Source organism: Propioniferax innocua (genome assembly GCF_006716235.1).
Taxonomy (GTDB): Bacteria; Actinomycetota; Actinomycetes; order Propionibacteriales; family Propionibacteriaceae; genus Propioniferax; species Propioniferax innocua.
Map to the genome: position 1 here is coordinate 258,762 of NZ_VFOR01000002.1, position 24,738 is coordinate 283,499.

Here is a 24,738-nt window from a genome sequence, read left to right on the forward strand (position 1 = left end):
CATCGACCCTACTGTGGGCCTCGCGTTCGGTGAGATAGGAATGTGTGATGCCCCACATTCGACGCAACGCCACCAGTCATGCAGCCCTGATGGTCATGGCCGGCCTCGTGCTGCTCGCGTTGAACCTGCGGCCGGCAGCCACCGCGGTCGGCCCGGTTCTCGGAGAGATCCGCGCCGACCTGGGGCTGAACGCCACCACCGCCGGTGTCCTCACCGCCCTGCCCGCGCTGTGCTTCGCTGCATTCGGCGCCATGGCACCGATCTTCTCCAACCGGGTCGGGCCGCATCGCACGATCGGAATGGCTCTCGTGGCGATGGTCGCCGGACAGAGCGGACGCCTCCTCGTCGACGCCCCTGTTCCGTTCCTACTGCTATCGGTCATCACACTCGGCGGCATGGCGGTCGCCAATGTGCTGTTGCCCTCACTGGTGCGACGACACTTCCCAAGCCGCATCGGATTCATCACCGCCCTGTACTCGACAGCGCTCAACGTGGGCACGATGTTCGCGGGATTGTTCACCGCACCCCTGGCCATGTGGCTGGGCGGATGGCGTCAATCCATGTGGATCTGGGTGGGCATGACCGTGATCAGCTGCGTTCCCTGGTTGTTCCTCGTCAGCGCCGACCGCGACCACGAACCCATCGCGCGGCACGCCGCGTGGGGTTTTCGCCACATCGTCCACACCCGCCTCGGATGGCTGATGGCGTTGTTCTTCGGTGCCCAGTCGACGCAGGCCTACACAGCCTTCGGCTGGCTCTCAAGCATCTACGTCGACGCCGGTGCCTCCCCCTCCTTCGGCGGACTGATGCTCGGCATCCTGACCGGGCTGAGCATCCCCTTCGGATTCCTGGTGCCCATGTACGTCTCACGCTCGGAACGGCCACAACGGGCACTGTGGCTGTTCGGAGTCTGCGGCATCACGAGCTACACCGGTCTGCTGTTCGCTCCCCTGACGCTGCCATGGCTGTGGGCGGTACTCCTGAGCATCGGGATGAGCGGTTTCCCTTATTTCCTGGCGTTGCTCGGACGCCGGGCCAACAGCAGCGATGGCGTCGCGGTGCTCTCGGCGTTCAGCCAGAGCGTCGGCTATCTGATCGCCGCCATCGGCCCGTTCCTGTTCGGCGCTCTCCGCGGACTGACCGGGGACTTCCAGGTTCCGATCATCGTCACCATGGTGCTGTTCCTGCCGCTCGTCGGCTTCGGGCTGGCGGCCAGTCGTCCACGGCTCATCGAGGACGAGCTCATCGCCGGTTCCAACGACTGACCGCACAGACGCTCTTCCGAGGGGCACGGTCGGGGCTCCGACTTCGAATCCTCCTGCTGGACGCCCCCGCTCAGACGTCCTCATCCCCTCATTGGGAACCATGTCAACGGCGGATACGCTCGGGGTATGAGTCGTACTCTCCGGATCTTCCTCATCCCGCTACTGGCTCTTCTGGCGGTGATGGCCTGGCCGCTCAGTGCGCACGCCGATGACGACCCATCCCCGTGGTGGGAGATCACGCGGTACGACGTGACAGCCACTCTCGACGAAGAGGGCATGACCGATGTGCGAGTCGAGATGGACTTCGACTTCATGGGCGAGCCCGGACACGGACCCTTCGTGACGCTGCCCGAGCGTCAGGCCGTCCCGGGGAACAAGGATCTGTGGCGCGACATCCCAGTGAGCGACATCTCCGCCAGCAGCCCCACCGGTGCCCCCGCCGACACCCATGTGGAACGCAACAGCGATGGCGTCATGATAAAAGTGGGCGACCCCGGCATCACCGTCGATGGACAACAGACCTATGTGATCGAATACACCGTCGCCGGGCTCCCCAATCCCCACGCCGGCGGAAGTGACATCGATCAACTCGGTTGGAACGTCATCGGTCCCTACTGGGAGGTTCCCCTCAACGACATCTCGGTCACCGTGAACGGTCCCGCCGAGGTACAGAACGCGGCCTGCTTCGCCGGCGACGTCGACAGCACCTCATCATGCGCCGATGCCGCATCTTCCGGGACCACCGCGACGTACCGTCATGACCGTCTCGCCCCTGGCGACGGGCTCACCATCGCCACCGACTACCCCGGCGGCACGCTTCCGGAGACCGCCGTCACCTACTCCCGTCGCGTCCACCTCGGCAACATGTTCGAGCTCTCTCCCATCAGCGGAATCGGCACCGCGATCACCGCTCTGGCGGGAGTGGCCGGCGTCACCTCACTGCGGCGCTCGAAGCGTGACAAGGCGTTCAGCGGGATGGTCCCGGGGCTCTCCCCCGGACACGGCCAGTCGGTCGACCCCATACGCGACCAGTCGGTCGACGTCGAGGACAGGAGGAAGACGCCGGTCACCGTTCGCTTCGAACCACCCACCGAGCGCAACCCGGGGCTGCTCGGAACCCTCATCGACGCCAGGGTCGACGACCGTGACCTCACCGCCACGATCATCGACCTCGCGGTACGCGGCCACTTGAAGGTCGAGCAGGTGGATCAGATCAACTACCGCCTCCACCGCACCGCACCCGTCAACAGCGACCGTCTGCTGCCGCACGAATCACGACTCATGAGCGGTCTGTTCGGGCATGGCAACGTCTTCGACATGCGTGTGGTCAAGGGAAACCAGAACCTCGCCAAGCGCATCGCCAACGGCATGGAGCAGAGCCGCAGCCGCCTCTACAGCGGCGCGCAGCAACTCGGGTGGTTCCGTCACAACCCCAGGATCATGCGCCTCTCCTGGCTGCTCATCGGCCTCGCCATCGCGGGTGTGGGCGCATTGATGACGCTGGCGTTGGGCACGCGAGGCCACGGGCTCATCGGCATCCCGGTCGCCGTCACGGGCCTCGCGATCGCTGGAGTCTCCCAACAGTTGACGGCCCGCACCCCCGAAGGCAGCGCGATGCTCGATCAGCTCCTCGGTTTCCGTGAATATCTCATGACCGCCGAGGCCGACCAACTGCGTTGGGAAGAGGGCGAGGACATCTTCAGCAAGTACCTCCCCTACGCCATCATGTTCAACTGCGCCGACCGCTGGACCAAGGTCTTCGAGGACCTGCGCGCCCGCGGCGTCTACACCGTGGAGCCGACCTGGTTCCACGGCTACGCCATGGGTTACGGCTGGGGCAACATGGCCGGGCTCTCGAACATCTCCACCGGACTCTCCTCCGCCATCTCCAGTTCCATCAGCCAAGCGGCGTCCACCGCATCCGCCGGCAGCGGTGGTGGTTTCGCCGGTGGAGTCGGCGGAGGCGTCGGTGGTGGTGGCGGCGGCGGCTGGTGAGCAAGTAAGTTGAACACGATCTGGGCCACAGGCCGCAGAACGTCATGAGCAAAGGAGCCGCCATGAGCGACATCACCCGCCAATTCCGTTACCGCACCGACGAAAATGGCAAGGAGGTCGTGGAGATCGCGATCCGCGGCAAGCAGGTGCTTGACCGGCCCATGACCAACTTCTCGACGGCCTATTCGCTCGAGACCCGTCAGGCGCTCGGACTCACCGGCCTGCTCCCTCCCGCCGTCACGACGCTGCCCATCCAACTCAAGCGTCTCTACACCCAACTGCAGCGTCTGCCCAATGACCTGGACAAGCATGTGTTCCTCATGCAGCTCCACGATCGCAACGAGATCGCATTCCATGCTCTCGTCGCCGAGCACCTCGACGAACTGATGCCGATCATCTACACCCCCACCATCGGTGAGGCGATCACGCAGTTCAGCAGCTGGTTCACCGTGCCACGTGGCGTGTTCCTCTCCATCGACGAGCCCGACCAGATCGAGGCCGCGATGAGCAGCACCAACCAGGGCCCCGATGACATCGATCTCGTGGTCGTCACCGACTCCGAGGGCATCTTGGGCATCGGCGATCAAGGCGTCGGCGGCGTACGCATCACAATCGGCAAGCTGGCGGTCTACACCGCCGCAGCCGGTATCCATCCCTTGCGCGTCCTGCCCGTCGTGCTCGATGTGGGTACCGACAACCTCGAGCTGCTCAATGACCCGGGCTACCTCGGCGTCCGTCACGCCCGGGTCCGGGGCGAACGCTACGACGAGTTCGTGGATCAGTTCGTCAAGACCACCCACAAACTCTTCCCGAAGGCGATGCTCCACTGGGAAGACTTCGGCGCCTCGAACGCACATGCCCTCCTCAACCGCTATCGCGATGAGGTCTGCTCGTTCAACGACGACATCCAAGGCACCGCCGCGATCGTGGTGGCCGCCGTCCTCGCCGGCATCAAGGGATCTGGCCAGCGCCTGAAGAATCAACGCATCGTCGTCCACGGCGCGGGCACAGCGGGAATCGGCATCGTGGACCTGCTCAAGGACGTCATGATGCAACAGGGCCTCAGCGAGGAGGAGGCGAACGCACGCTTCTACTGCCTCGGCAGCCGAGGGCTGATCCGTGAGGGCATGAAGATGCGCGATTTCCAAGAGCCCTATGCGCGCCCCGCCGATGAGATCGAGGACTGGGACCTCACCGAACCGGGCCGTGCAACGCTCAAGGATGTCGTGTCCAATGTGCATCCCACGATCCTCATCGGCACTTCGGGACGCCCCGGTTCGTTCACCGAGGACATCGTGCGAGAGATGGCCGCCCATGTGGATCGGCCCATAATCCTTCCGCTCTCCAACCCGACGACGCTCCATGAAGCCGTGCCCTCCGACCTCATCCAGTGGACCGACGGACGCGCCATGATCGCCACCGGCTCGCCGTTCAAGCCAGTCCAGCACAACGGCGCCGAGTTCCGTATCGCACAGGCGAACAACGCGTTGGTGTTCCCCGGCATCGGCCTTGGCGTCATCGCTTGTCGTGCCAGCCGCGTCACCGACCACATGATCGCCGCCGCTGCGCAGGCCGTGGCCGACATGACCGAGATCAATGCCGCTGGGGACGCGCTGCTCCCCTCCATGGACGCGATGCGCACCGTGTCGGCCACCGTCGCCGTGGCGGTGGCCAAGGCCGCTGCCGATGAAGGGGTCGCCGAACCCCTCGAGAACCCGTTGCAGGACATCTGGGCACAGATGTGGCAACCGGTCTATCCGCGCGTCGAGGCGGTCACCAACCAGTACACCCCCAAGGGCAAGAACAAAGACACCGCGAAGTGATCCAGGAACGCTGAACCGAGCCCGGACCAAGAACAGCTACATCGAGAACGGCCCGCTGCGTTTCATCGCGGCGGACCGTTCTCGATCAGTGCTGGCGTGTGGCCGGCATCTTCGGCACCATCAGGCTCGAGCGCCGCAGGTGATCACTCGGTCGGGCCAAGATTCGAGCGAACCGTGGGCATGGGCAGCAGCGTCTTGTCGGTGGGGCCGATCTGGATCTCGGTGTCCATCTGCGGGCAGACACCGCAGTCGTAGCACGGCGTCCATCGGCAATCATCCACCTCGATCTCATCGAGGGCATCCTGCCAGTCCTCCCACAGCCAATCACGGTCGAGACCCGAATCGAGGTGGTCCCACGGGAGCACCTCGTCGTAATCACGCTCCCGCGTGGTGAACCAATCGAGGCTGACACCCATCGGTTCGAGCTGTTCGACGCAGGCATCCACCCATCGCTGGTAGGAGAAATGCTCGTTCCAGCCGTCGAAGCGGCCGCCGGCGCGCCAGACCGCCTCGATGACCTTGCCGACACGCCGGTCGCCACGCGAGAGCAGCCCCTCGATCATGCCGGGCTCGCCCTCGTGATAGCGGAAGCCCACCGCACGGGCGTACTTCTTCTCCGAACGCACCGCTTCCTTCAGCTTGTGCAGACGCGCGTTCGTCGCCTCGGGGTCGAGCTGGGCCGCCCACTGGAAGGGCGTGTGGGGTTTGGGGACGAACCCGCCGATGGAGATGGTGCAGCGGATGTCCTTGTGTCCCGCGGCTTCGCGCCCGGTGTCGATGACCCGTTTGGCCATATCGGCGATCTCCAGGACGTCCTCATCGGTCTCGGTGGGAAGCCCGCACATGAAGTACAACTTCACCTGACGCCACCCATTGGCATAGGCGGTGGCGACAGTGCGGATGAGGTCCTCCTCGTCGACCATCTTGTTGATGACCTTGCGGAGCCGCTCGGAACCACCTTCGGGTGCGAACGTCAGGCCCGAGCGTCGGCCGTTGCGGGAGAGCTCATTGGCGAGGGTGATGTTGAAGGCGTCCACCCGTGTCGAGGGGAGGGACAACGAGACATTGGTGCCCTCGTAGCGGTCGGCCAAGGATGTGGCGACGTCACCGATCTCGGTGTGGTCGGCACTGGAGAGTGACAACAGACCCACCTCCTCCAGGCCCGTCGCCTCCAGCCCACCGGCGACCATCGAACCGATGGTCTCGATGTTCCGCTCACGCACGGGCCGAGTGATCATGCCCGCCTGACAGAACCGGCAGCCCCTCGTGCATCCGCGGAAGATCTCCACCGAGTAGCGTTCGTGCACGGTCTCGGCCAACGGAACCAGCGGCTTCTTCGGGTACGGCCAGGCGTCGAGATCCATGAGGGTGTGCTTGGCGATACGGAACGGCACACCGGGTCGGTTGGGCGCAACCTTCCGGATGCGGCCATCGGGCAGGTACTCCACATCGTGGAATTTGGGAACGTAGACACCGCCCGACGCCGCCAACCGTTCCAACAGGCCGTCACGTCCGCCAGGACGATCCTCGGCCTTCCACTCCCGGATGACATCGGAGATCGCCAATGAGATCTCCTCGCCGTCTCCGAGCACGGCGGCGTCGATGAAGTCGGCGATCGGCTCGGGGTTGAACGCGGCATGCCCCCCTGCCAGAACGATCGGGGCGGACTCGGAGCGGTCGACGCTGTGCAGCTCGATCTGTGCGAGATCGAGCGCGGTGAGCAGGTTGGTGTATCCGAGCTCGGTGGAGAACGAGACGCCCAGCACGTCGAAAGCCCGCACTGAACGATGCGAATCGAGCGTGAACTGGGGAAGGCCTTCGGCCCGCATCAGCTCCTCCAGGTCAGGCCATACGGCGTAGGTCCGTTCAGCGAGGATCCAGTCCTTTTCGTTGAGCACCTCATAGAGGATCGCCACACCCTGATTGGGCTGACCCACCTCGTAGGCGTCGGGATACATGAGCGCCCAACGGACCTCAGCTTCATCCCATGGCTTGCTCACCGAGTTGTGCTCACCGCCCACGTACTGGATCGGTTTGCTGACGCGGGCCAGCAGGGGCTCCAAGCGCTCGAAGAGGGTCTGGGCCTCCGTGTCGGCCATGGTCATCCAGAACTCCCTGATGTCGCGGATCGTGATCGCACTCCCCCACAGCCAGAACCCGGCGGAGAGTGATTCGCGTGTCAACGATACGTCAAGAACCCATCGCCGCTCTCGTCATGAACGCTCGCGCCCCGATGCCAACCAGCGCTACCGCCGGCTGGCGCGTCGCAGGCCATGACACGGGGACGGCGGCGAACCAAACACCCTTGAGCATGCACAAAGCCTTATATAAGATCATGTGCATGAACGCACACACAGCGGAGGTCTACGGCGACGTCACCGAGTTCTTCTCGGCCCTCGCCACACCAGTCCGCGCCGCCATCGTTCATCGCCTGACAGAACGCCCTTGGTCAGTGGGCGAACTGGCCCAGGAACTCGACGTCTCCCAGCCCCTGATCTCGCAACATCTCCGGGTGCTGCGCAGCGCACATCTGGTGACGTCCCACCGCTCGGGTCAACGCGTCACGTATGCGCTGGCCGATGAGCATGTCGCCCACGTCTTCCTGGACGCATACACCCACATGAAGGAGCAGAGATGACCCACACCATCGCCGAGAAGCACACCCACACCCACGGACCTGACTGCGGCCACGAAGCAGTGGTCCACGAAGATCACGTCGACTATCTCCACGACGGCCACGTGCACCGTGAGCACGACGGCCATTACGACGAATGCAATGTCTGTCAGTGTTCGTCCTGCGACTCCGCCAGCTGTGCCACCTGCGCCTGCAGCGACTGCAGCTGCCCCACCTGCAATCACGCCACGTGCAGCTGCGAGAACTGCGACGACACGTGCGCCAACTGCACCTGCAACGACTGCAGCTGCCCCACCTGCAAGCACCCCAACTGAATCTGATGCCTTCTTGGGGCGGCCGATGACCACCCACCCCGAGGCGCAAAAACTCTAGGAAACCGTGTCCTCAAAGAACAAGACCTGAAACGACAGGCGTCCAGGTTCCAGACGCGCATGAGGGGCTGCACCATGACGTGCAGCCCCTCATACGCGTTAGCTGATGCGCACCCTGACGTGCTCAACCCTGCGCTTGGTGGCGCCCACAGCGCAGACCTCCGTACGCCGCGGAGGCGACGGCGTGTGTCAGCCCAGACCCGGGAACCACAGTCCGACCTCGCGAGCGGCCGCCTCCGGTGAGTCCGAACCGTGCACGAGGTTCTCACGGTTCGACAGCGCCCAGTCACCGCGGATGGAGCCGGGCTCTGCACGGCGTCCATCGGTCGCGCCATTGAGGAGACGGACCGCGGAGACCGCGTCATCGCCCTCGAGCACGAGCGCGACCAACGGCCCGGAGGTGACGAAGGACCGCAGCGCCGGATAGAAATCGCGGTCCAGATGCTCGTGGTAGTGCTTGTCGGCCATCGACGCATCGACTTCGCGCTGTTCCATGGCCACGATGCGAAGCGCCTTGCGCTCGTAACGGGCCAGGATCTCACCGACCAATCCACGCTTGACGGCATCGGGCTTGATCAGGACAAGAGTGCGCTCAATGGTCATGGCCCGCATCCTAGCGGTCGAGCCACAGCCCCGCCCTTCAGGCCTCCCCCTGCTGCTCCAGACGCCTGCCCAACACGAACGAGATGGCCCACAGTGCGAAGAAAAGCCCGCCGAGAGCGAACATCGCAGTGGTCAGGAAGCCCAACGCGAGCGCCACGACCTGCGTGGCCCACCCCAGTGGATACCCCACGTGGGGGCGCCGCATCATCATCGACGCCACGAGGGCCAGTATCGCTGCTCCGCCTCCGGCCACGACCGCCAACCAAGCCGGAGTCTGTGTGACCAACATCATCACCGGAATGGCAAGCCCATGGACGATCGCCTCGAACACCAACGTCATCACCAACACCACGCGCATGGGGTTGGCGGAATCCAGCTGCAGGAATTTCACTCGTTCTCCCCCGGTCCATGATCTCCGAAGCCCCGCTCCCCCAGAAATGGCTCATCGGCAGATGCCGTCTCTTCGAAGGTTGTGCCGTCGAATTCCGGGTCGACCTCGTCCTGCACCAGAAGTGAACGCGCCTCCCCACTGGCGATGACCGAACCGGTGACGAGCACACCGCCATTGCCCAGATCGTCCTCACTGGCGTGTACCGCGATGTCGATGGCCTCGACCATCGACGGCTCGACGCGTACCCGCTCCGCCCCGAAGATCCCTTCGGCGACCTGCGCCAGCTCCTCGGCGCTCAAGCATCGTGTCGTGGACGCCAGCTGCGTGCACACGATCTGCGCCATCACCGGCTCCCAGAGACGCAGGACCTCTTCGACGTCCTTGTCGCGCATCATGGCGGCCACGCCGATGAGGGGTTCGAACGTGTAGGCCTCGAGAAGAGCGTCACGGCTGGCGATGGTCGCAGCCGGGTTGTGTGCCCCATCGAGGATGACCCGTTCCCGGACCAGCTCCAGGCGTCCGGGCAGACGGACCCTGGCGAACCCTTCGTCGAGCACGTCGTGCCCCAGGGGCTTCCCCGCGAGAAGTGCTTCAACCGTGGCCAACGCCGCCGCAGCGTTCCGCGCCATGGCTGAGCCATGCGCAGGGACGAACAGCTCTCCCAGCGCGCCGTTGGTCGCATCGAAACGCACCACCTGCCCACCCACACCGGGAATGCGCCCGAGAACACCGAACTCGACCCCTTCGCGGATCGGCACAGCACCGACCTCGGCGCACCGCTCCATCAACACCGACGCCACCGCGGGTTCCTGACCGGCCAGCACCGCACGCGCCCCCGGTTTGATGATGCCGGCCTTCTCGGCGGCGATCGCCTCGAGCGTGTCCCCCAGCAGATGCTGATGATCGAGCGCCACCGGCAGCACCGTGGCCACGGCTGCGTCAGCGATGTTGGTGGCGTCCCACAGGCCCCCCATACCCACTTCGACGACCGCGACATCGACGGGCGCGTCGGCGAAGGCCGCGTAGGCCATGCAGGTGATGACCTCGAAGAAGGTCATGGTCACGCCATCGAGTCGCTGCTCGTCCACCATCGCCACGTACGGAGCGATGTCCTCCCACGTGCGGACGAAGTCCTCCTCCGAGATCGGTTGCCCGTCGATCACGATGCGTTCGGTCACCGATTCCAAGTGCGGCGAGGTGAAACGCCCCGTTCGAAGCCCCGCTGAGCGCAGCAGGGCGTCGACCATGATCGCGGTCGATCCCTTGCCGTTGGTCCCGGTTATCATGATCACCGGCATTGCGGCCTGGGGGTCCCCGAGAAGACCACACAGGGCTCCGACGCGGCTGAGGCTGGGAGCCACGCGGTGTTCGGGCCACCGGGCTGTGAGGTCCTGGACGAGATCTGTGAATTCATCAATCATTTCGCGCGCATTCTATGATGACGCCCATGAGCTTGCCCGACAGCACCAACCGTCGCTCCGCGATGTTCGACTGGATCGGCCTTGCATGTCGTCTCATCCTGGGCGGTGTCCTCCTGGTGGCCGGCGCCATCAAGATCCCCGCACTGGAGCAGTCGGTGCTCGCCGTGCGCGGATATGACGTGCTGCCGTACGGGATCACCATGGCGGTGGGGTACACGATGCCCTTTCTGGAAGTGCTGGTCGGTCTGCTTCTCATCACCGGACTGCTCACACGCTGGGCGGGACTGGCCGGCGCCGGGTTCATGTTGGTGTTCATCTTTGCGATCTCCCAGGCGTGGGCTCGCGGCATCTCCATCGATTGCGGCTGTTTCGGAGGCGGTGGCGAGGTCGCCTGGGAAGAGGCACGGGCCGCCTACCCGTGGGAGATCGCACGCGATATCGCCCTGTTCCTGACAGGAGCATGGCTGGTGTGGCGTCCACGGAGTAGATTCAGCGCCGATGAGGCCCTGTTCGGGGCCCCGGAGTTCTCCGTGGAATCAGACGAGCCGGATTCCACTCCTGACGAGCTCGAATCCCGGGCCTGAACCAGCCCCTGCGAACCACCCTCCCCGAACCGACCATGACAACGGCAACGATCACGACAACTGCGAGGACTGATGGCTAAAAAGGATTTCGACAACCGGCGTGCACAGCTGCGAGCCATGCAGCAGGCCGAGGCGCGCAAGCAGCGCAATCGGAGCATCGTCATCACCGTCGTCGTGGTCGTGGCGGTGCTGGCAGTCGTCGGTGGCGGCATCATGGCGTGGCTGCAGATCCGTTCCGGGCAGGAGGCGACGATTCCTCCGAGCGCCAACGAAGCACGGACCGGCATCGTGATGAACCCCGACACCGCTGGCCCCGATGCCAAGGAACTCGAGATCTACTTCGACTACCAGTGCCCGGCATGCAAGCAGTTCGAGCAGCAGATGGCAGGGACGCTGGAATCGATGGCCCAATCCGGTGAGGTCAAGATCACCTACCACACGATGACGTTCATGGAACGAAATCTGCGCAACGACTCGTCGACGATGGCCACCAACGGCGCGTACTGTGCAGATGCCCAAGGGCTCTACGAGGACTACCACACCTCCGTGTTCGCCAATCAGCCTGCCGAGGGCAGCGGCTACAGCGAAGCCTTGTTGCGCGAGCAGATCCCACAACAGATCGGCATGGAAGGTGAGGCTCTCACCTCCTTCCAGCAGTGTTTCGACCAGAAGAAGTTCGACGGCTATGTCAAGAAGGTCGATACGGAAGCGGCCAAGGCCGGCATCACCGGGACCCCGACGGTGCGCGTCGACGGCGAGGAGATCGACCTCAAGGGCATCGGTGATCCCGAGGCATTCCGCGAAGCCGTCTTGAACTGATACCGCCGCGTGCGCCCACTATGCTGACGCGCATGACTTCACACGCACGCGTTCCGGAGAAGCCGACACTCGATGGGCTGGCCGACACCTGGTCGGCCCGTTGGGAGTCCGACCAGACCTACGCGTTCGTACGTCCCGGATCCCGGGACGAGGTGTTCTCGATCGACACCCCACCGCCCACGGTCTCGGGGTCCCTGCACGTCGGGCATGTATTCAGCTACACACACACCGACGTGGTGGCGCGCTATCAGCGCATGCTCGGCAAGCAGGTGTTCTACCCCATCGGGTGGGACGACAACGGGCTGCCCACCGAGCGTCGTGTGCAGAACTTCTACGGAGTCCGCTGTGATCCGTCGGTCCCCTACGACCCCGATTTCACGCCCCCGGAGAAGCCGGATCCCAAGAAGCAGGTTCCGATCAGCCGCAAGAACTTCGTGGAGCTGTGCCACGAGCTGACTCAGGTGGATGAGAAGGCCTTCGAGGATCTCTGGCGTCAGGTCGGCCTGTCGGTGGACTGGAACCAGCTCTACACGACCATCTCCGACGACTCGCAGGCCGTGGCCCAGAAGGCCTTCCTGCGCAATGTCGCACGGGGTGAGGCCTATCTCTCCCATGCACCGACGCTGTGGGACGTGACCTTCCAGACCGCCGTGGCGCAGGCCGAGCTCGAGGCTCGTGACTACCCCGGCGCGTACCACACGCTGCGTTTCGAGAAGGTCGATGCACCCGGGGAATACGTGCAGATCGAGACCACGCGCCCTGAGCTCCTGCCCGCAGTATGTGCCCTGATCGCCCATCCCGATGATGAGCGTTTCCAACCGCTGTTCGGCACGTCGGTGCGCTCACCACTGTTCGATGTGGAAATCCCCGTGCTCGCCCACGCGGCGGCCGAGATGGACAAGGGCGCCGGTATCGCCATGTGCTGCACCTTCGGCGATCTGACCGACGTGCAGTGGTGGCGAGAACTCCAGCTCCCCACCCGCACCGTCATCGGCCGAGATGGGCGTCTCCTGCGTGAAACCCCGGAGTGGCTGGTGAACACCGCCCCGTACGAGCAGATCGCGGGCAAGACCACTCACTCGGCCCGTGAAGCCCTGGTGGAGATGCTGCGTGAATCCGGTGACATGCTCGGCGAACCGGAGAAGACACAGCGCAAGGCCAACTTCTTCGAGAAGGGCACCAAGCCGCTCGAGATCGTCTCCACGCGTCAGTGGTACATCCGCAACGGCGGACGCGACGAAACTCTCAAACAGGAGCTGCTGAATCGCGGCAACGAGCTCGAGTGGGTGCCTGCGCACATGCGCCATCGCTACGAGAACTGGGTCAACGGGCTCAACGGCGACTGGCTCATCTCGCGTCAGCGCTACTTCGGTGTTCCCTTCCCCGTCTGGTACCGCCTCGACGCCGATGGCGAGCCCGACTACGACTCCCCGATCATGCCCGAGGAGTCGTCGCCGCCGATCGATCCGCAGTCTGATGTACCGGAGGGCTTCACCGCCGACCAACGCAATCAACCCGGTGGTTTCATCGGCGACCCCGATGTGATGGATACCTGGGCCACGTCATCGCTCAGCCCGCATCTGGCCACCGGCTGGGGCCGCGATGACGAGCTGTTCGGGCTCACCTTCCCCATGGACATGGCCCCTCAGGCCCACGACATCATCCGGACGTGGCTGTTCTCGCGCGTGGTCCGGGCACACCTCGAGAACGACGTGTTGCCGTGGAAGCGGGCGACCATCTCCGGTTTCGTGATGGATCCGGACCGCAAGAAGATGTCGAAGTCGAAGGGCAATGTGGTGGTGCCCACCGACATCCTCGAACGCTTCGGCCCCGATGCGGTGCGCTGGCGCGCGGCCATGGCGCGTCCGGGCATGGACTCCCCGTTCGACGAATCGCAGATGAAGGTCGGCCGACGACTGGCGACCAAGATCCTCAACGCGGCCAAATTCGCCCTGACCATGGGGCCGATCGACGGTGAGGTCACCGAAGGACTCGATCTTGCGATGCTGACGGCCCTGCGCTCGGTCATCGAGCGGGCCACCGATGCCTTCGATTCCTACGACTACACCTCAGCGCTCGAGGCCGCGGAGCAGTTCTTCTGGGCATTCTGCGACGACCACATCGAGACGGTGAAGAAGCGCGCTCACGGCGACGACCAAGCAGCGGCTTCGGCTCGGGCGGCTCTCGCGCAGGCTCTCGACGTGATGCTGCGATTGTTCGCCCCCTTCATGCCGTTCGTGACCGAGGAGGTCTGGTCGTGGTGGCGCGAGGGCTCGGTGCATCGCCAGTCATGGCCGACCATCGATGAGCTGCCCGCCGACGGGGATCCGGAACTGGTCGCTGATCTGGCCTCCGCCCTGATCGGGGTCCGCGGAGCCAAGTCCGATGCCAAAGTCTCGATGAAGACACCGATCCTCTCGGTCACCATCGCCGGTCCTGCCGAATCTCTGAAGCGATTGCGCAGCATCGAGCAGGATCTGCGGGCTGTCGGCAGCATCACCGGTGACATCACGTGGCTCGAGGGCGATGAGGTCGGCGTCAACGATGTCGTGCTGGGAGAACCTCCGGCCAAGCGAAAGTAGCCCTCTCGCAAAACTTCCCTCTCCGGCGACTCATGAGGGAAATCATCCCTCATGAGTCGCCCAGGAGGATGGTTTTGCGAAGAGTCACCCCTATCCCGGAGGCTGTTTTCCGCTAGAGTCCCCGCCTGAAGCAGCGCCGCTTGAGGGAGAGATCCATGCCGCAGCCCGGGAAGACACACCAGCAGAGCCAGACACGTCCAAAAGGCACGCCCCTGTCGCGGGCCATGCAGCCCATCAACACATTGGTGGAGCAATGGACGCCGACTGCACTGTTTTTCGGTATCGCGCTGACCTTCGTCGTGGCAACGCTGGCTTTCGTGCTGACCCCGGCCGGTCCGCTCGAGGTTCTGGGCGGATGGGGCGAAGGACTCTCGGGCCTTCTCGAGTTCATGACCCAGATGGCTCTGGTGCTCATGCTCGGGCACATGCTCGCGCACACTGGACCGGTCTCCCGGCTGCTGGATCGGCTCGCCGCCATCCCCCGCACCCCCATGCAGGCCTATCTGTTCGTGTTCATGGTGGCCGGCGTCGCGTCGCTGATCACGTGGGGGCTCGGTCTGGTCGTCGGCGCCCTGATGGCCAAAGAGGTGGCCAAGGTCGGGCGTGAACGGGGTCTGAAGCTCCACTTCCCGATGCTGGTGGCCGCCGGTTTCTCCGGTTTCGTCGTCTGGCACATGGGTTACTCCGGATCGGGCCCGCTGACCGCGGCGACCGCCGATTCGATCATCGCCGAATCCCTCCATGGGCAGACGATCCCTGTGACCCGGACGATCTTCTCCACATGGAACCTGCTCGCCATCGTCGCGACGCTTCTCGTGGTGGGTTTGGCGTTGTTCCTCATCGCGCCGCGTGATCCCGAACAGGCGCATGAGCTCCCCGAGGGCGCCGACGCCGATCCCGATGCCGACCACGTGGACGACGTGCACACCCCTGCCGACCGACTGGATGCCAGCCGCATCCCGACGACGCTGATCGGCCTGGCTCTGGTGGCCTACCTCGTACTGAATTTCGTGCAGGGCGGCGGCCTGAGCCTCGACATCGTGAACTGGTCGTTCCTGGCCCTGATCCTGCTGCTGTCCCGCAATGGCTTCGAGGTTCTGCACCTGACCAAACGTGCCGCGGCGAACGTCGGGGACATCCTGCTGCAGTTCCCGCTCTACGCCGGAATCCTCGGGATCATGGAGACCAGCGGTCTCATCGAGCTCTTCTCCAACGCCCTGGTGAGCGTGGCGACACCGACGACCTTCGGGGTATTGGCTCTGATCAGCGCCGGCGTCACCAATTTCTTCGTCCCCTCCGGTGGAGGCCAGTTCGCCGTGCAGGCCCCGATCATGCTTGACGCCGCCAACCGCTTGGGCGTCGATCCGGCGGTCGCGATCATGGCTGTCTCCTACGGCGACCAGTGGACCAACATGATCCAGCCGTTCTGGGCGCTGCCGCTGTTGGCGATCGCGGGGCTTCGCATGCGCGACATCCTCGGGTACACCACCGTCAGCCTGATCGCATCCGGCATCGTGTTCACCACCACATTGTTGCTCGTATCGATGTGAAGGCACCCACTTCGCGCCGTTCCTCTTGCCTCGAGGAGGCCACGCTTGGGGAGATTTCCGATCTCCGAACAACTTCGCAGTTCCATGAAACAGTGACTACATGGCCCTGCGTGATGACGCCGTCCGCATCCTCCACGATCTGACCCGCCGAGACGACGCCACCTTTCGTCCCGGCCAGTTCGAAGCCATTGAAGCGCTCGTCCGTGACCAGCGCCGTGTGCTGGTCGTACAGCGCACGGGTTGGGGAAAGTCGGCGGTCTACTTCGTCGCCGGTCGGATGCGCCGCCAGCAGGGCTTCGGCCCGACGCTCATCGTCTCGCCGTTGCTGTCGCTGATGCGCGACCAGGTCGCCGCCGCCCAGCGCGCTCATCTGCGTGCGGCGGAGGTGAGTTCGAGCAACATCGACGAGTGGCAGGACATCTTCGATGAGATCGCCACCGGGGACATCGACCTGCTGCTGGTCTCGCCCGAACGGCTCGTCAACCCCAGGTTCCGGGCCGAGGTCCTGCCACGCCTCATGGAGAATCTGGGCCTCCTCGTGATCGACGAGGCACACTGCATCTCCGATTGGGGCCACGACTTCCGTCCGGACTACCGCCGCATCCGAGAGCTCATCGCCGGCCTCCCCACCGGTGTTCCGGTGCTCGCCACCACCGCCACCGCCAACGAACGCGTCGTCGATGACGTGGCCGAGCAGCTGTCGGTGCGTCACGACGTCCCGCATCCGGGCGTCCAGGCCCCATCCAGCGCGGCTTCCTCCCACGACGTGTTGACCCTGCGGGGAGCGCTCGCCCGGGAATCTCTGCGTCTGGGCGTCCTGCGGCTGGCGAGCCCCACACAGCGGCTCGGTTGGCTCCTGGCCCATCTCCACGAGCTTCCAGGCTCCGGCATCATCTACACCCTCACCGTGGCCGCCGCTCATGACACGGCGGAGTTGCTGGCTCAGGCAGGACATGACGCCGTTGCCTACACCGGCCAGACCGACCCGGAAGAGCGTCAGGAGATCGAGGCGCGGCTCAAGGCCAACGAGGTCAAGGCCGTGGTCGCCACCAGCGCGCTGGGGATGGGCTTCGACAAGCCAGACCTCGGCTTCGTCGTCCACTTCGGAGCTCCATCGTCGCCAGTGGCCTACTATCAGCAGATCGGACGCGCGGGGCGCGCCGTGGAGAACGCTGACGTGCTGTTGTTGCCAGGTGCTGAGGACAAGGACATCTGGGCATACTTCGCCACCGCCTCGATGCCCTCCGAAGAACGTGCCGAAGCCGTTCTCGGCGCGCTCGCCGACGGCCCGCGGACGCTCACGCAGATCGAGGCCGCAGTCGACCTTCGACGCTCCCCCCTGCAATTGCTGCTCAAGGTGTTGGCCGTCGAAGGTGCAGTGGAACAGCAGGGCCGCGAATGGGCGCTCTCGGGTAACCGTTGGGTGTACGACGCCGAGCGTTACCGACGGGTCGCTCAGACCCGGGAATCCGAGCAGGAGGCGATGCTCGCGTATGAAAGAACCACCGGATGCCGGATGGAGTTCCTCACCCGACAGCTGGACGACCCGAACGCACACCCCTGCGGCCGCTGCGACACCTGTCTGGCCGCGCGTGGGGAACCGGCGTGGTATCCAGCCGATGTTCCTCCGGAGTGGGTGACCCGCGCGCAGGAGGTCGTGAGTCGCGCAGGCGTCGTGGTGACCCCACGCAAGCAGTGGCCCAGCGGCCTTGCCAAACGCGGCGTCCAGCTCAAGGGAAAGATCCCCGAGGACGAACGCCCGGCCGAGGGTCGCGTCATCGCACGATTGACCGATCTTGGCCATGGGCAGACGCTGCGTGCCCTGTTCGCCCCCGGGCCCGATGGCCGGCCTCAGGATCAGCCGATGCCCGAGGCACTGCGCGCAGCAATTATCGAGGTCTTGCGCGCCTGGGACTGGCAGCGCCCGGCAGCGGTGGTTTCCATCCCCTCTGCGACACGGCCGGAGTTGGTCCGTTCCACTGCTGCCGGTATCGCCACGATGGGCCGCATGGTGGATCTGGGGTCGCTGGATCTCGATCCGACGCTCCCCCAGCCGGGTCGAGGGAACAGCACGTACCGCGTGGCGTCCATCTGGGGCCGAGTGCGGGTTCCGGACGCGATGGCCGCCGAGCTATCCGGGCTCGACGGCCCCGTGCTGCTCGTGGATGACCGCATCGACACGGGGTGGACGATGACGGTGGTGGCACGAGAACTGTTGCGAGCAGGCTGCCCGGGCGTGCTGCCGTTCGCGCTGGCGCTCGAAGCCTGACCGGGGACTTCCGGCCCGTGGCGCCTTGACGACCCCACCGCGTGTCAATGCACAGTTCCACATGGAAAAGCCAAGGGGGCGATGACCAACCCTCTCGGCCGCACCCTCATCGTCGTCGCCTGTCTGCTGGTGTTCGGCGGCACCACCCGCATCCAAGCCATCAAGGACGCACTCAACAACGTCGTCGACATGCCCGACGGATCCACCCACATGGGCCTGTGCGTCTACGGTTCCCACGACCACCCCGAAGGCAGCCCGCCCACGGCGGCGTTCAGCCCAAGACCTTCATCCAGTGGGCCAAGGCCTCGTCGCTGCGGGCGATGCCATAAGCATGCAACAACTCGGCGACGCGGGGGTGGCTCACCCGCAGCGACGCCACGACCTCGAGCCACTCCTCCGCGCTGGCCACGGACCGAAACAAGGCCTGGACATCGTGGACGGCGGCCTCTTCATCTCGCTTGTCGGGTCGCCGACGCAGTTGCCTGGTCGTCTGCTCATTCCATTCGTAATGCGCGTCGACGACTTCAGCGACGCGCACCTCGACCTCGGCGGGCGGCACGACCCCGGATTCGACGCCGAGAGCCAGGTCGTTGAGACCGCGCAGGCGGGCGAGGGCATGCGGATTGCCGATCTTGACACGCCTCCCAGCGACCAGATGCGAGAGCATGGGAGCTGACAAGCCGATGCCGCGCGCGATCTGCGACTGGTTCATACCGAGAAAGCGCACGATGCGTGCGACGATGTCGGACACCGGTTCGCCGTAGAGTCGTCGCTGGCTGCCCATGTTCGCGTCCATGACTCCGAACTTTACTAGAGCTTGACTCAAACCCGACCGGAACCATATGTTTCCTTTCGGAAACTTTTGACCACTCAGCCAGGAGAAGGAGCACCATGCCAGCCATCACACCGCGCATCCTCGCCGGCCTCACCGCCTGCACGTTGGCCCTCACCTCCCTCTCGAGCGCACCTGCCTCGGCCGAGCCTGAGCCGGGGACAAAGCAGACCCGGAAAGTTCACCTCATCATGGACTCCTCCGGCTCCATGGCCGAACCCACCGGCGGAGGCACCACCCGCATCGACGCCGCCAAAAAAGCCCTCCACAGCGTCATCGACAACACCCCCGACGACACCGAACTCGGACTGCGCGTCTACGGCTCCCACGACAACCCCGAAGGCAGCCCCGAATCCTGCAAAGACTCCGACCTCGTCGTCCCCATCGCCACCGACAACCGCGACCGGCTCCGCACCGAAGTCGACAAATACAAACCCGTCGGCTGGACACCCATCGATCATTCGCTGCGGGAAGCGGGCAAAGACATCGGCTCTCCCGGGGAGGATGAGCAGTACACCGTCATCCTCGTCTCCGATGGCGAGGAAACGTGCGTCCCCGACCCCTGCCCGGCTGCCGCCGAACTCGCTGAGAAAGGCATCGACGTCTCAGTGAACGTCATCGGCCTCAACGTCTCCGGCAAGGCCAAGGAGCAGCTGCAATGCATCGCCGACAAAGGCAAGGGCGAGTACTACGACGTGGACAACGCCGAAGATCTCGAAGAAGCCCTCAACCAAGCGGCCAAACGCACCGGACAGGGATTAACGATGTCCGGTGAGCCCGTCACCGGCTCCCCGACCCCCGAAGACGCGCCCGTCCTCGAACCCGGCACGTACACCGACACCTTGCCCGCCAACGAAGAGCCCCGCTGGTACCGCGTCCCACGAGCCATGGCCGAGAACACCCTGTGGGCCGGTGGTTTCATCCAGAACGCCGCCGACCGGGGAAATGCCCTGGCCATCCGCTGGTACCACCCGAACGATCCCGAAGACGACTGCTTCTGGGACAAATCCTCCACCCGGGCCGGGGACGGGTTCCATCTCGGGGGCGTGGCGGTCCCCAGCGTGTCCACCACGTTCACCACTGCCTGCACCGAGCCCAGCGACGAACTCCTGCTGCAGTTGTCCCTGGATCAGGACACCGAGCTGCCGGTCCAGTTCACCATCGTCGATGAGCCCGCAGTGGAGGACCCCGAATCACTCCCCGAAGCCGCGTCGTCGCCGCAATGGCAGGACATGCCCGAGGAGAAAGCCGACGGCGACCCCCTGATCGGCGGTGCTTCCCTCGCCGACGCGCCCGTGCTGGAGCCCGGCTCCGCTCACCCCATCAACCTCACCCGTGGCGAGGTCCAGTTCTTCGCTGTCGACCTCGACTGGGGCCAGAGCCTACAGGCCCAGGCGTCGATGGAAGCCGGCGAGCTCGTCCAGATGCATTGGTCCATCGAGATCTACAGCCAGTTCGGTACCGCGAGTGGTGATTTGGGCGCCGAATCCTTCGGGCTGCTGAAGGACGGCGTCACCCTGAAAAACGCGACTCCCGAGATCCGGTACAACAACCGGGGCGAAGTGGGCGTGGTCGGGCAGACCGCTCTTCCGGGACGGTACTACGTGGTCGTCGCCGGCGGTGACGCCGACGAGAACACCTCCCTCAACCTCGAAACACCCGGCACGCTCCAAGTCGATGTCATCGGCGACGCCGGGACCGGGGAACCCACGTACCGGGAGGCCGAAGAGCCGCAGCCTGGGCCCGATGCACCCCGACCCGAAGGAGAGCAAGAGTCCGATGATGGGAGCAGCGGTCAGAACTGGGGCCTCATCGGCGGGCTCGCCGGAGGAGCTGTACTCCTGGCCGGTCTGGGCGTCGGTGCGGTCTGGTTCCTGCGTCGACTCTGACACCCCAACGACACCCGAAGGAGCACCATGCCAGCCATCACACCGCGCATCCTCGCCGGCCTCACCGCCTGCACGTTGGCCCTCACCTCCCTCTCGAGCGCACCTGCCTCGGCCGAGCCTGAGCCGGGGACAAAGCAGACCCGGAAAGTTCACCTCATCATGGACTCCTCCGGCTCCATGGCCGAACCCACCGGCGGAGGCACCACCCGCATCGACGCCGCCAAAAAAGCCCTCCACAGCGTCATCGACAACACCCCCGACGACACCGAACTCGGACTGCGCGTCTACGGCTCCCACGACAACCCCGAAGGCAGCCCCGAATCCTGCAAAGACTCCGACCTCGTCGTCCCCATCGCCACCGACAACCGCGACCGGCTCCGCACCGAAGTCGACAAATACAAACCCGTCGGCTGGACACCCATCGATCATTCGCTGCGGGAAGCGGGCAAAGACATCGGCTCTCCCGGGGAGGATGAGCAGTACACCGTCATCCTCGTCTCCGATGGCGAGGAAACGTGCGTCCCCGACCCCTGCCCGGCTGCCGCCGAACTCGCTGAGAAAGGCATCGACGTCTCAGTGAACGTCATCGGCCTCAACGTCTCCGGCAAGGCCAAGGAGCAGCTGCAATGCATCGCCGACAAAGGCAAGGGCGAGTACTACGACGTGGACAACGCCGAAGATCTCGAAGAAGCCCTCAACCAAGCGGCCAAGCGCACCGGACAGCGCTTTAACGTGGACGGCGAGCCCGTGGAGGGAACTCCCACCCCCGAGGGCGCTCCGGTGCTGAACGAAGGTGTCTACTCCGACCAGATCGCAGCAGAACAAGAGCGCTGGTATCGGATTCCGCGCGAGCAGGCCGAGGGCACCGTGTGGGCCGGGGCGATGATCCACGACGTCGCCGACAGCGGTGGCAGCACCCAGGTGCAGGTCGAGCTCGTGCCGCCCGGCGGGGATGCGTCCTGCGCCCACGGATATGGCCGCAACATGGGTGCCGAACCGGTGGCACTCATCGGCGCGGCCACCCCAAGCACCGGCTGTGAGCCCGGCGATGAGCTACTGCTCAAGGTGACCGCCGAGCCCCGTGGCGACGAGGCCATCCCGGTGCGCCTACGCATCATCCAGGAGGCACCGGCCGATACCACCGGATTGCCCGAACCCGCCGATCCGCAGTGGGAGGACATGCCCACCGAGTCCGCGACCGGCGCCCCGGTCTACGGCGGGGAGTCCTTCGCCGACGCGACGGTGCTGGAGCCCGGAGCGTATCCGATCGGGCTGACCCCCGGCGAGGCCCAGGTCTTCGCCGTCGACCTCGACTGGGGCCAACGCCTCCAAAGCCAGATCACTCTCGAGGGCGTCGACAAGAACCGCTACTGGTGGACGTACATCCACTCCGACCTTGGGCCGCGTGTCCCGGTCAACCCCGACGGTGCTCCGCACGACAGCTACGACTCGGGCACCAGGTCCGACGAACCGCTCATGATGACCGCCGGCACCCACGAGGTACGGTACCTGAACCGCGAGGAGTCCGGGGACGTGCAGTCCACCGCCCTTCCGGGCCGGTACTACATCATGATCGTGGGCGGCCAGACCAACACTGCCGACGAGCTCCACGAAGAGCAGACAGGCACACTGCAGGTGGATGTCATCGGCGACGCCGGGACCGGGGAACCCACGTACCGGGAGGCCGAAGAGCCGCAGCCTGGGCCCGATGCACCCCGACCCGAAGGAGAGCAAGAGCCCGATGATGGGAGCAGCGGTCAGAACTGGGGCCTCATCGGCGGGCTCGCCGGAGGAGCTGTACTCCTGGCCGGTCTGGGCCTCGGTGCGGTCTGGTTCCTGCGTCGACTCTGACACCCCAACGACACCCGAAGGAGCACCATGCCAGCCATCACACCGCGCATCCTCGCCGGCCTCACCGCCTGCACGTTGGCCCTCACCTCCCTCTCGAGCGCACCTGCCTCGGCCGAGCCTGAGCCGGGGACAAAGCAGACCCGGAAAGTTCACCTCATCATGGACTCCTCCGGCTCCATGGCCGAACCCACCGGCGGAGGCACCACCCGCATCGACGCCGCCAAAAAAGCCCTCCACAGCGTCATCGACAACACCCCCGACGACACCGAACTCGGACTGCGCGTCTACGGCTCCCACGACAACCCCGAAGGCAGCCCCGAATCCTGCAAAGACTCCGACCTCGTCGTCCCCATCGCCACCGACAACCGCGACCGGCTCCGCACCGAAGTCGACAAATACAAACCCGTCGGCTGGACACCCATCGATCATTCGCTGCGGGAAGCGGGCAAAGACATCGGCTCTCCCGGGGAGGATGAGCAGTACACCGTCATCCTCGTCTCCGATGGCGAGGAAACGTGCGTCCCCGACCCCTGCCCGGCTGCCGCCGAACTCGCTGAGAAAGGCATCGACGTCTCAGTGAACGTCATCGGCCTCAACGTCTCCGGCAAGGCCAAGGAGCAGCTGCAATGCATCGCCGACAAAGGCAAGGGCGAGTACTACGACGTGGACAACGCCGAAGATCTCGAAGAAGCCCTCAACCAAGCGGCCAAACGCACCGGACAGGGATTAACGATGTCCGGTGAGCCCGTCACCGGCTCCCCGACCCCCGAAGACGCGCCCGTCCTCGAACCCGGCACGTACACCGACACCTTGCCCGCCAACGAAGAGCCCCGCTGGTACCGCGTCCCACGGGCCATGGCCGAGAACACCCTGTGGGCCGGTGGTTTCATCCAGAACGCCGCCGACCGGGGCTATGCCCTGGCCATCCGCTGGTACCACCCGAACGATCTCGACGACGACTGCTCGTGGGACAAGTCCTCCACCCGAGGCGGGGACGGCTTCAACCTCGGAGGTGTGGCGGTCCCCAGCGTCTCCAGCACGTTCACCACTGCCTGCACCGAGCCCAGCGACGAACTCCTGCTGCAGTTGTCCCTGGATCAGGACACCGAGCTGCCGGTCCAGTTCACCATCGTCGATGAGCCCGCAGTGGAGGACCCCGAATCACTCCCCGAAGCCGCGTCGTCGCCGCAATGGCAGGACATGCCCGAGGAGAAAGCCGACGGCGACCCCCTGATCGGCGGTGCTTCCCTCGCCGACGCGCCCGTGCTGGAGCCCGGCTCCGCTCACCCCATCAACCTCACTCGTGGCGAGGTCCAGTTCTTCGCTGTCGACCTCGACTGGGGCCAGAGCCTGCAGGCCCAGGCGTCGATGGAGGCCGGTGAGAACATCTACATGCACTGGTCGATCGACATCTACAGCCAGTTCGGTTCCCCGAGTGGTGACCTGGGCACCGAATCCTTCGGCAATCTCAACGACGGCGTCACTCTGAAGAACGCGACTCCCGAGGTCCGGTACAACAACCGGGGCGAAGTGGGCGCGCGCGGGCAGACCGCTCTTCCGGGACGGTATTACGTGGTCGTCGCCGGCGGTGACGCCGACGAGAACACCTCCCTCAACCTCGAAACACCCGGCACGCTCCAAGTCGATGTCATGGGCGACGCCGGGACCGGGGAACCCACGTACCGGGAGGCCGAGGAGCCGCAGCCTGGGCCCGATGCACCCCGACCCGAAGGAGAGCAAGAGTCCGATGATGGGAGCAGCGGTCAGAACTGGGGCCTCATCGGCGGGCTCGCCGGAGGAGCTGTACTCCTGGCCGGTCTGGGCCTCGGTGCGGTCTGGTTCCTGCGTCGACTCTGAC

General features: G+C 65.2%; 17 protein-coding genes. 12 read left to right on the forward strand and 5 right to left on the reverse strand.

The features are described 5' to 3' along the window. The first annotated feature begins 47 nt into the window (after positions 1-47). The 3 genes from FB460_RS07900 to FB460_RS07910 all read left to right on the forward strand — a co-directional run bounded on the left by FB460_RS07900 (position 48) and on the right by FB460_RS07910 (position 5,083). On the forward strand, positions 48-1,265 hold the full coding sequence (locus FB460_RS07900; protein WP_142093598.1) for an MFS transporter: 1,218 nt from the start codon (positions 48-50) through the stop codon (positions 1,263-1,265). A 126-nt stretch (positions 1,266-1,391) separates the two neighbouring features. After that, complete coding sequence (locus tag FB460_RS07905; protein ID WP_142093599.1) at positions 1,392-3,260, forward strand: DUF2207 domain-containing protein; 1,869 nt, start codon at positions 1,392-1,394, stop codon at positions 3,258-3,260. Positions 3,261-3,331: 71 nt separating this feature from the next. Beyond that, positions 3,332-5,083, forward strand: coding sequence for an NAD-dependent malic enzyme (locus FB460_RS07910; RefSeq protein WP_142094273.1), 1,752 nt, complete (start codon positions 3,332-3,334; stop codon positions 5,081-5,083). A 143-nt stretch (positions 5,084-5,226) separates the two neighbouring features. On the opposite strand, the gene FB460_RS07915 is transcribed toward FB460_RS07910, so the two are convergent. Then, complete coding sequence (locus FB460_RS07915; RefSeq protein WP_142094274.1) at positions 5,227-7,188, reverse strand: TIGR03960 family B12-binding radical SAM protein; 1,962 nt, start codon at positions 7,186-7,188, stop codon at positions 5,227-5,229. A gap of 236 nt (positions 7,189-7,424) precedes the next feature. Between FB460_RS07915 and FB460_RS07920 the strand changes: the two genes are divergently transcribed. Beyond that, a complete protein-coding gene (locus FB460_RS07920; RefSeq protein ID WP_142093600.1) occupies positions 7,425-7,721 on the forward strand; it encodes an ArsR/SmtB family transcription factor in 297 nt (98 codons plus the stop codon). Positions 7,722-8,278: 557 nt separating this feature from the next. Here FB460_RS07920 and ndk read toward each other — a convergent pair. The 3 genes from ndk to FB460_RS07940 are packed head-to-tail and all read right to left on the reverse strand — an operon-like array spanning position 8,279 to position 10,504. Beyond that, the gene (gene ndk, locus FB460_RS07930; protein ID WP_142093602.1) at positions 8,279-8,692 is read right to left on the reverse strand and encodes a nucleoside-diphosphate kinase; all 414 of its coding nucleotides are present in this window, start codon (positions 8,690-8,692) and stop codon (positions 8,279-8,281) included. A gap of 37 nt (positions 8,693-8,729) precedes the next feature. After that, on the reverse strand, positions 8,730-9,083 hold the full coding sequence (locus tag FB460_RS07935; RefSeq protein WP_246044326.1) for a DUF4233 domain-containing protein: 354 nt from the start codon (positions 9,081-9,083) through the stop codon (positions 8,730-8,732). Beyond that, positions 9,080-10,504 (reverse strand): bifunctional folylpolyglutamate synthase/dihydrofolate synthase, encoded by a 1,425-nt coding sequence (locus FB460_RS07940; RefSeq protein ID WP_142093603.1) that lies wholly within the window; start codon positions 10,502-10,504, stop codon positions 9,080-9,082. The genes FB460_RS07935 and FB460_RS07940 overlap by 4 nt, the downstream gene beginning before the upstream one ends. Before the next feature lie 26 nt (positions 10,505-10,530). On the opposite strand from FB460_RS07940, the gene FB460_RS07945 reads away from it, so the two are divergent. From FB460_RS07945 to FB460_RS07965, 5 genes are all read left to right on the forward strand, one after another. Continuing rightward, positions 10,531-11,088, forward strand: coding sequence for a MauE/DoxX family redox-associated membrane protein (locus FB460_RS07945; RefSeq protein ID WP_246044327.1), 558 nt, complete (start codon positions 10,531-10,533; stop codon positions 11,086-11,088). 72 nt (positions 11,089-11,160) lie between these two features. After that, the gene (locus tag FB460_RS07950) at positions 11,161-11,907 is read left to right on the forward strand and encodes a DsbA family protein (protein WP_142093604.1); all 747 of its coding nucleotides are present in this window, start codon (positions 11,161-11,163) and stop codon (positions 11,905-11,907) included. 32 nt (positions 11,908-11,939) lie between these two features. Further along, on the forward strand, positions 11,940-14,489 hold the full coding sequence (gene valS / locus FB460_RS07955; protein WP_142093605.1) for a valine--tRNA ligase: 2,550 nt from the start codon (positions 11,940-11,942) through the stop codon (positions 14,487-14,489). 155 nt (positions 14,490-14,644) lie between these two features. Continuing rightward, a complete protein-coding gene (locus FB460_RS07960; RefSeq protein WP_211345912.1) occupies positions 14,645-16,039 on the forward strand; it encodes a short-chain fatty acid transporter in 1,395 nt (464 codons plus the stop codon). Positions 16,040-16,139: 100 nt separating this feature from the next. Then, positions 16,140-18,308: a RecQ family ATP-dependent DNA helicase gene (locus FB460_RS07965; RefSeq protein WP_142093606.1), complete on the forward strand. Its 2,169-nt coding sequence runs from the start codon at positions 16,140-16,142 to the stop codon at positions 18,306-18,308. A gap of 271 nt (positions 18,309-18,579) precedes the next feature. Here the strand turns inward: FB460_RS07965 and FB460_RS07970 are convergent, their stop codons facing one another. Then, positions 18,580-19,104, reverse strand: a complete 525-nt coding sequence (locus FB460_RS07970; protein WP_142093607.1) for a DNA-binding protein — start codon at positions 19,102-19,104, stop codon at positions 18,580-18,582. A gap of 95 nt (positions 19,105-19,199) precedes the next feature. On the opposite strand from FB460_RS07970, the gene FB460_RS07975 reads away from it, so the two are divergent. From FB460_RS07975 to FB460_RS07985, 3 genes are read left to right on the forward strand one after another with little or no spacing between them, the layout of a single operon-like run. Next, a complete protein-coding gene (locus FB460_RS07975; RefSeq protein WP_142093608.1) occupies positions 19,200-21,029 on the forward strand; it encodes a vWA domain-containing protein in 1,830 nt (609 codons plus the stop codon). A 27-nt stretch (positions 21,030-21,056) separates the two neighbouring features. Beyond that, positions 21,057-22,880, forward strand: a complete 1,824-nt coding sequence (locus FB460_RS07980) for a vWA domain-containing protein (RefSeq protein ID WP_142093609.1) — start codon at positions 21,057-21,059, stop codon at positions 22,878-22,880. A gap of 27 nt (positions 22,881-22,907) precedes the next feature. After that, the gene (locus tag FB460_RS07985) at positions 22,908-24,737 is read left to right on the forward strand and encodes a vWA domain-containing protein (RefSeq protein ID WP_142093610.1); all 1,830 of its coding nucleotides are present in this window, start codon (positions 22,908-22,910) and stop codon (positions 24,735-24,737) included. The last annotated feature ends 1 nt before the right edge of the window (position 24,738 follow it).

What these genes read in the sequence shown, in the direction of transcription:
- FB460_RS07900 (WP_142093598.1), top strand. Translation starts at nt 48, where the DNA reads ATGCCCCACATTCGACGCAACGCCACCAGTCATGCAGCCCTGATGGTC.
- FB460_RS07905 (WP_142093599.1), top strand. Translation starts at nt 1,392, where the DNA reads ATGAGTCGTACTCTCCGGATCTTCCTCATCCCGCTACTGGCTCTTCTG.
- FB460_RS07915 (WP_142094274.1), bottom strand. Translation starts at nt 7,188, where the DNA reads ATGACCATGGCCGACACGGAGGCCCAGACCCTCTTCGAGCGCTTGGAG.
- FB460_RS07920 (WP_142093600.1), top strand. Translation starts at nt 7,425, where the DNA reads ATGAACGCACACACAGCGGAGGTCTACGGCGACGTCACCGAGTTCTTC.
- ndk (WP_142093602.1), bottom strand. Translation starts at nt 8,692, where the DNA reads ATGACCATTGAGCGCACTCTTGTCCTGATCAAGCCCGATGCCGTCAAG.
- FB460_RS07940 (WP_142093603.1), bottom strand. Translation starts at nt 10,504, where the DNA reads ATGATTGATGAATTCACAGATCTCGTCCAGGACCTCACAGCCCGGTGG.
- FB460_RS07945 (WP_246044327.1), top strand. Translation starts at nt 10,531, where the DNA reads ATGAGCTTGCCCGACAGCACCAACCGTCGCTCCGCGATGTTCGACTGG.
- FB460_RS07950 (WP_142093604.1), top strand. Translation starts at nt 11,161, where the DNA reads ATGGCTAAAAAGGATTTCGACAACCGGCGTGCACAGCTGCGAGCCATG.
- valS (WP_142093605.1), top strand. Translation starts at nt 11,940, where the DNA reads ATGACTTCACACGCACGCGTTCCGGAGAAGCCGACACTCGATGGGCTG.
- FB460_RS07960 (WP_211345912.1), top strand. Translation starts at nt 14,645, where the DNA reads ATGCCGCAGCCCGGGAAGACACACCAGCAGAGCCAGACACGTCCAAAA.
- FB460_RS07965 (WP_142093606.1), top strand. Translation starts at nt 16,140, where the DNA reads ATGGCCCTGCGTGATGACGCCGTCCGCATCCTCCACGATCTGACCCGC.
- FB460_RS07970 (WP_142093607.1), bottom strand. Translation starts at nt 19,104, where the DNA reads ATGGACGCGAACATGGGCAGCCAGCGACGACTCTACGGCGAACCGGTG.
- FB460_RS07975 (WP_142093608.1), top strand. Translation starts at nt 19,200, where the DNA reads ATGCCAGCCATCACACCGCGCATCCTCGCCGGCCTCACCGCCTGCACG.
- FB460_RS07980 (WP_142093609.1), top strand. Translation starts at nt 21,057, where the DNA reads ATGCCAGCCATCACACCGCGCATCCTCGCCGGCCTCACCGCCTGCACG.
- FB460_RS07985 (WP_142093610.1), top strand. Translation starts at nt 22,908, where the DNA reads ATGCCAGCCATCACACCGCGCATCCTCGCCGGCCTCACCGCCTGCACG.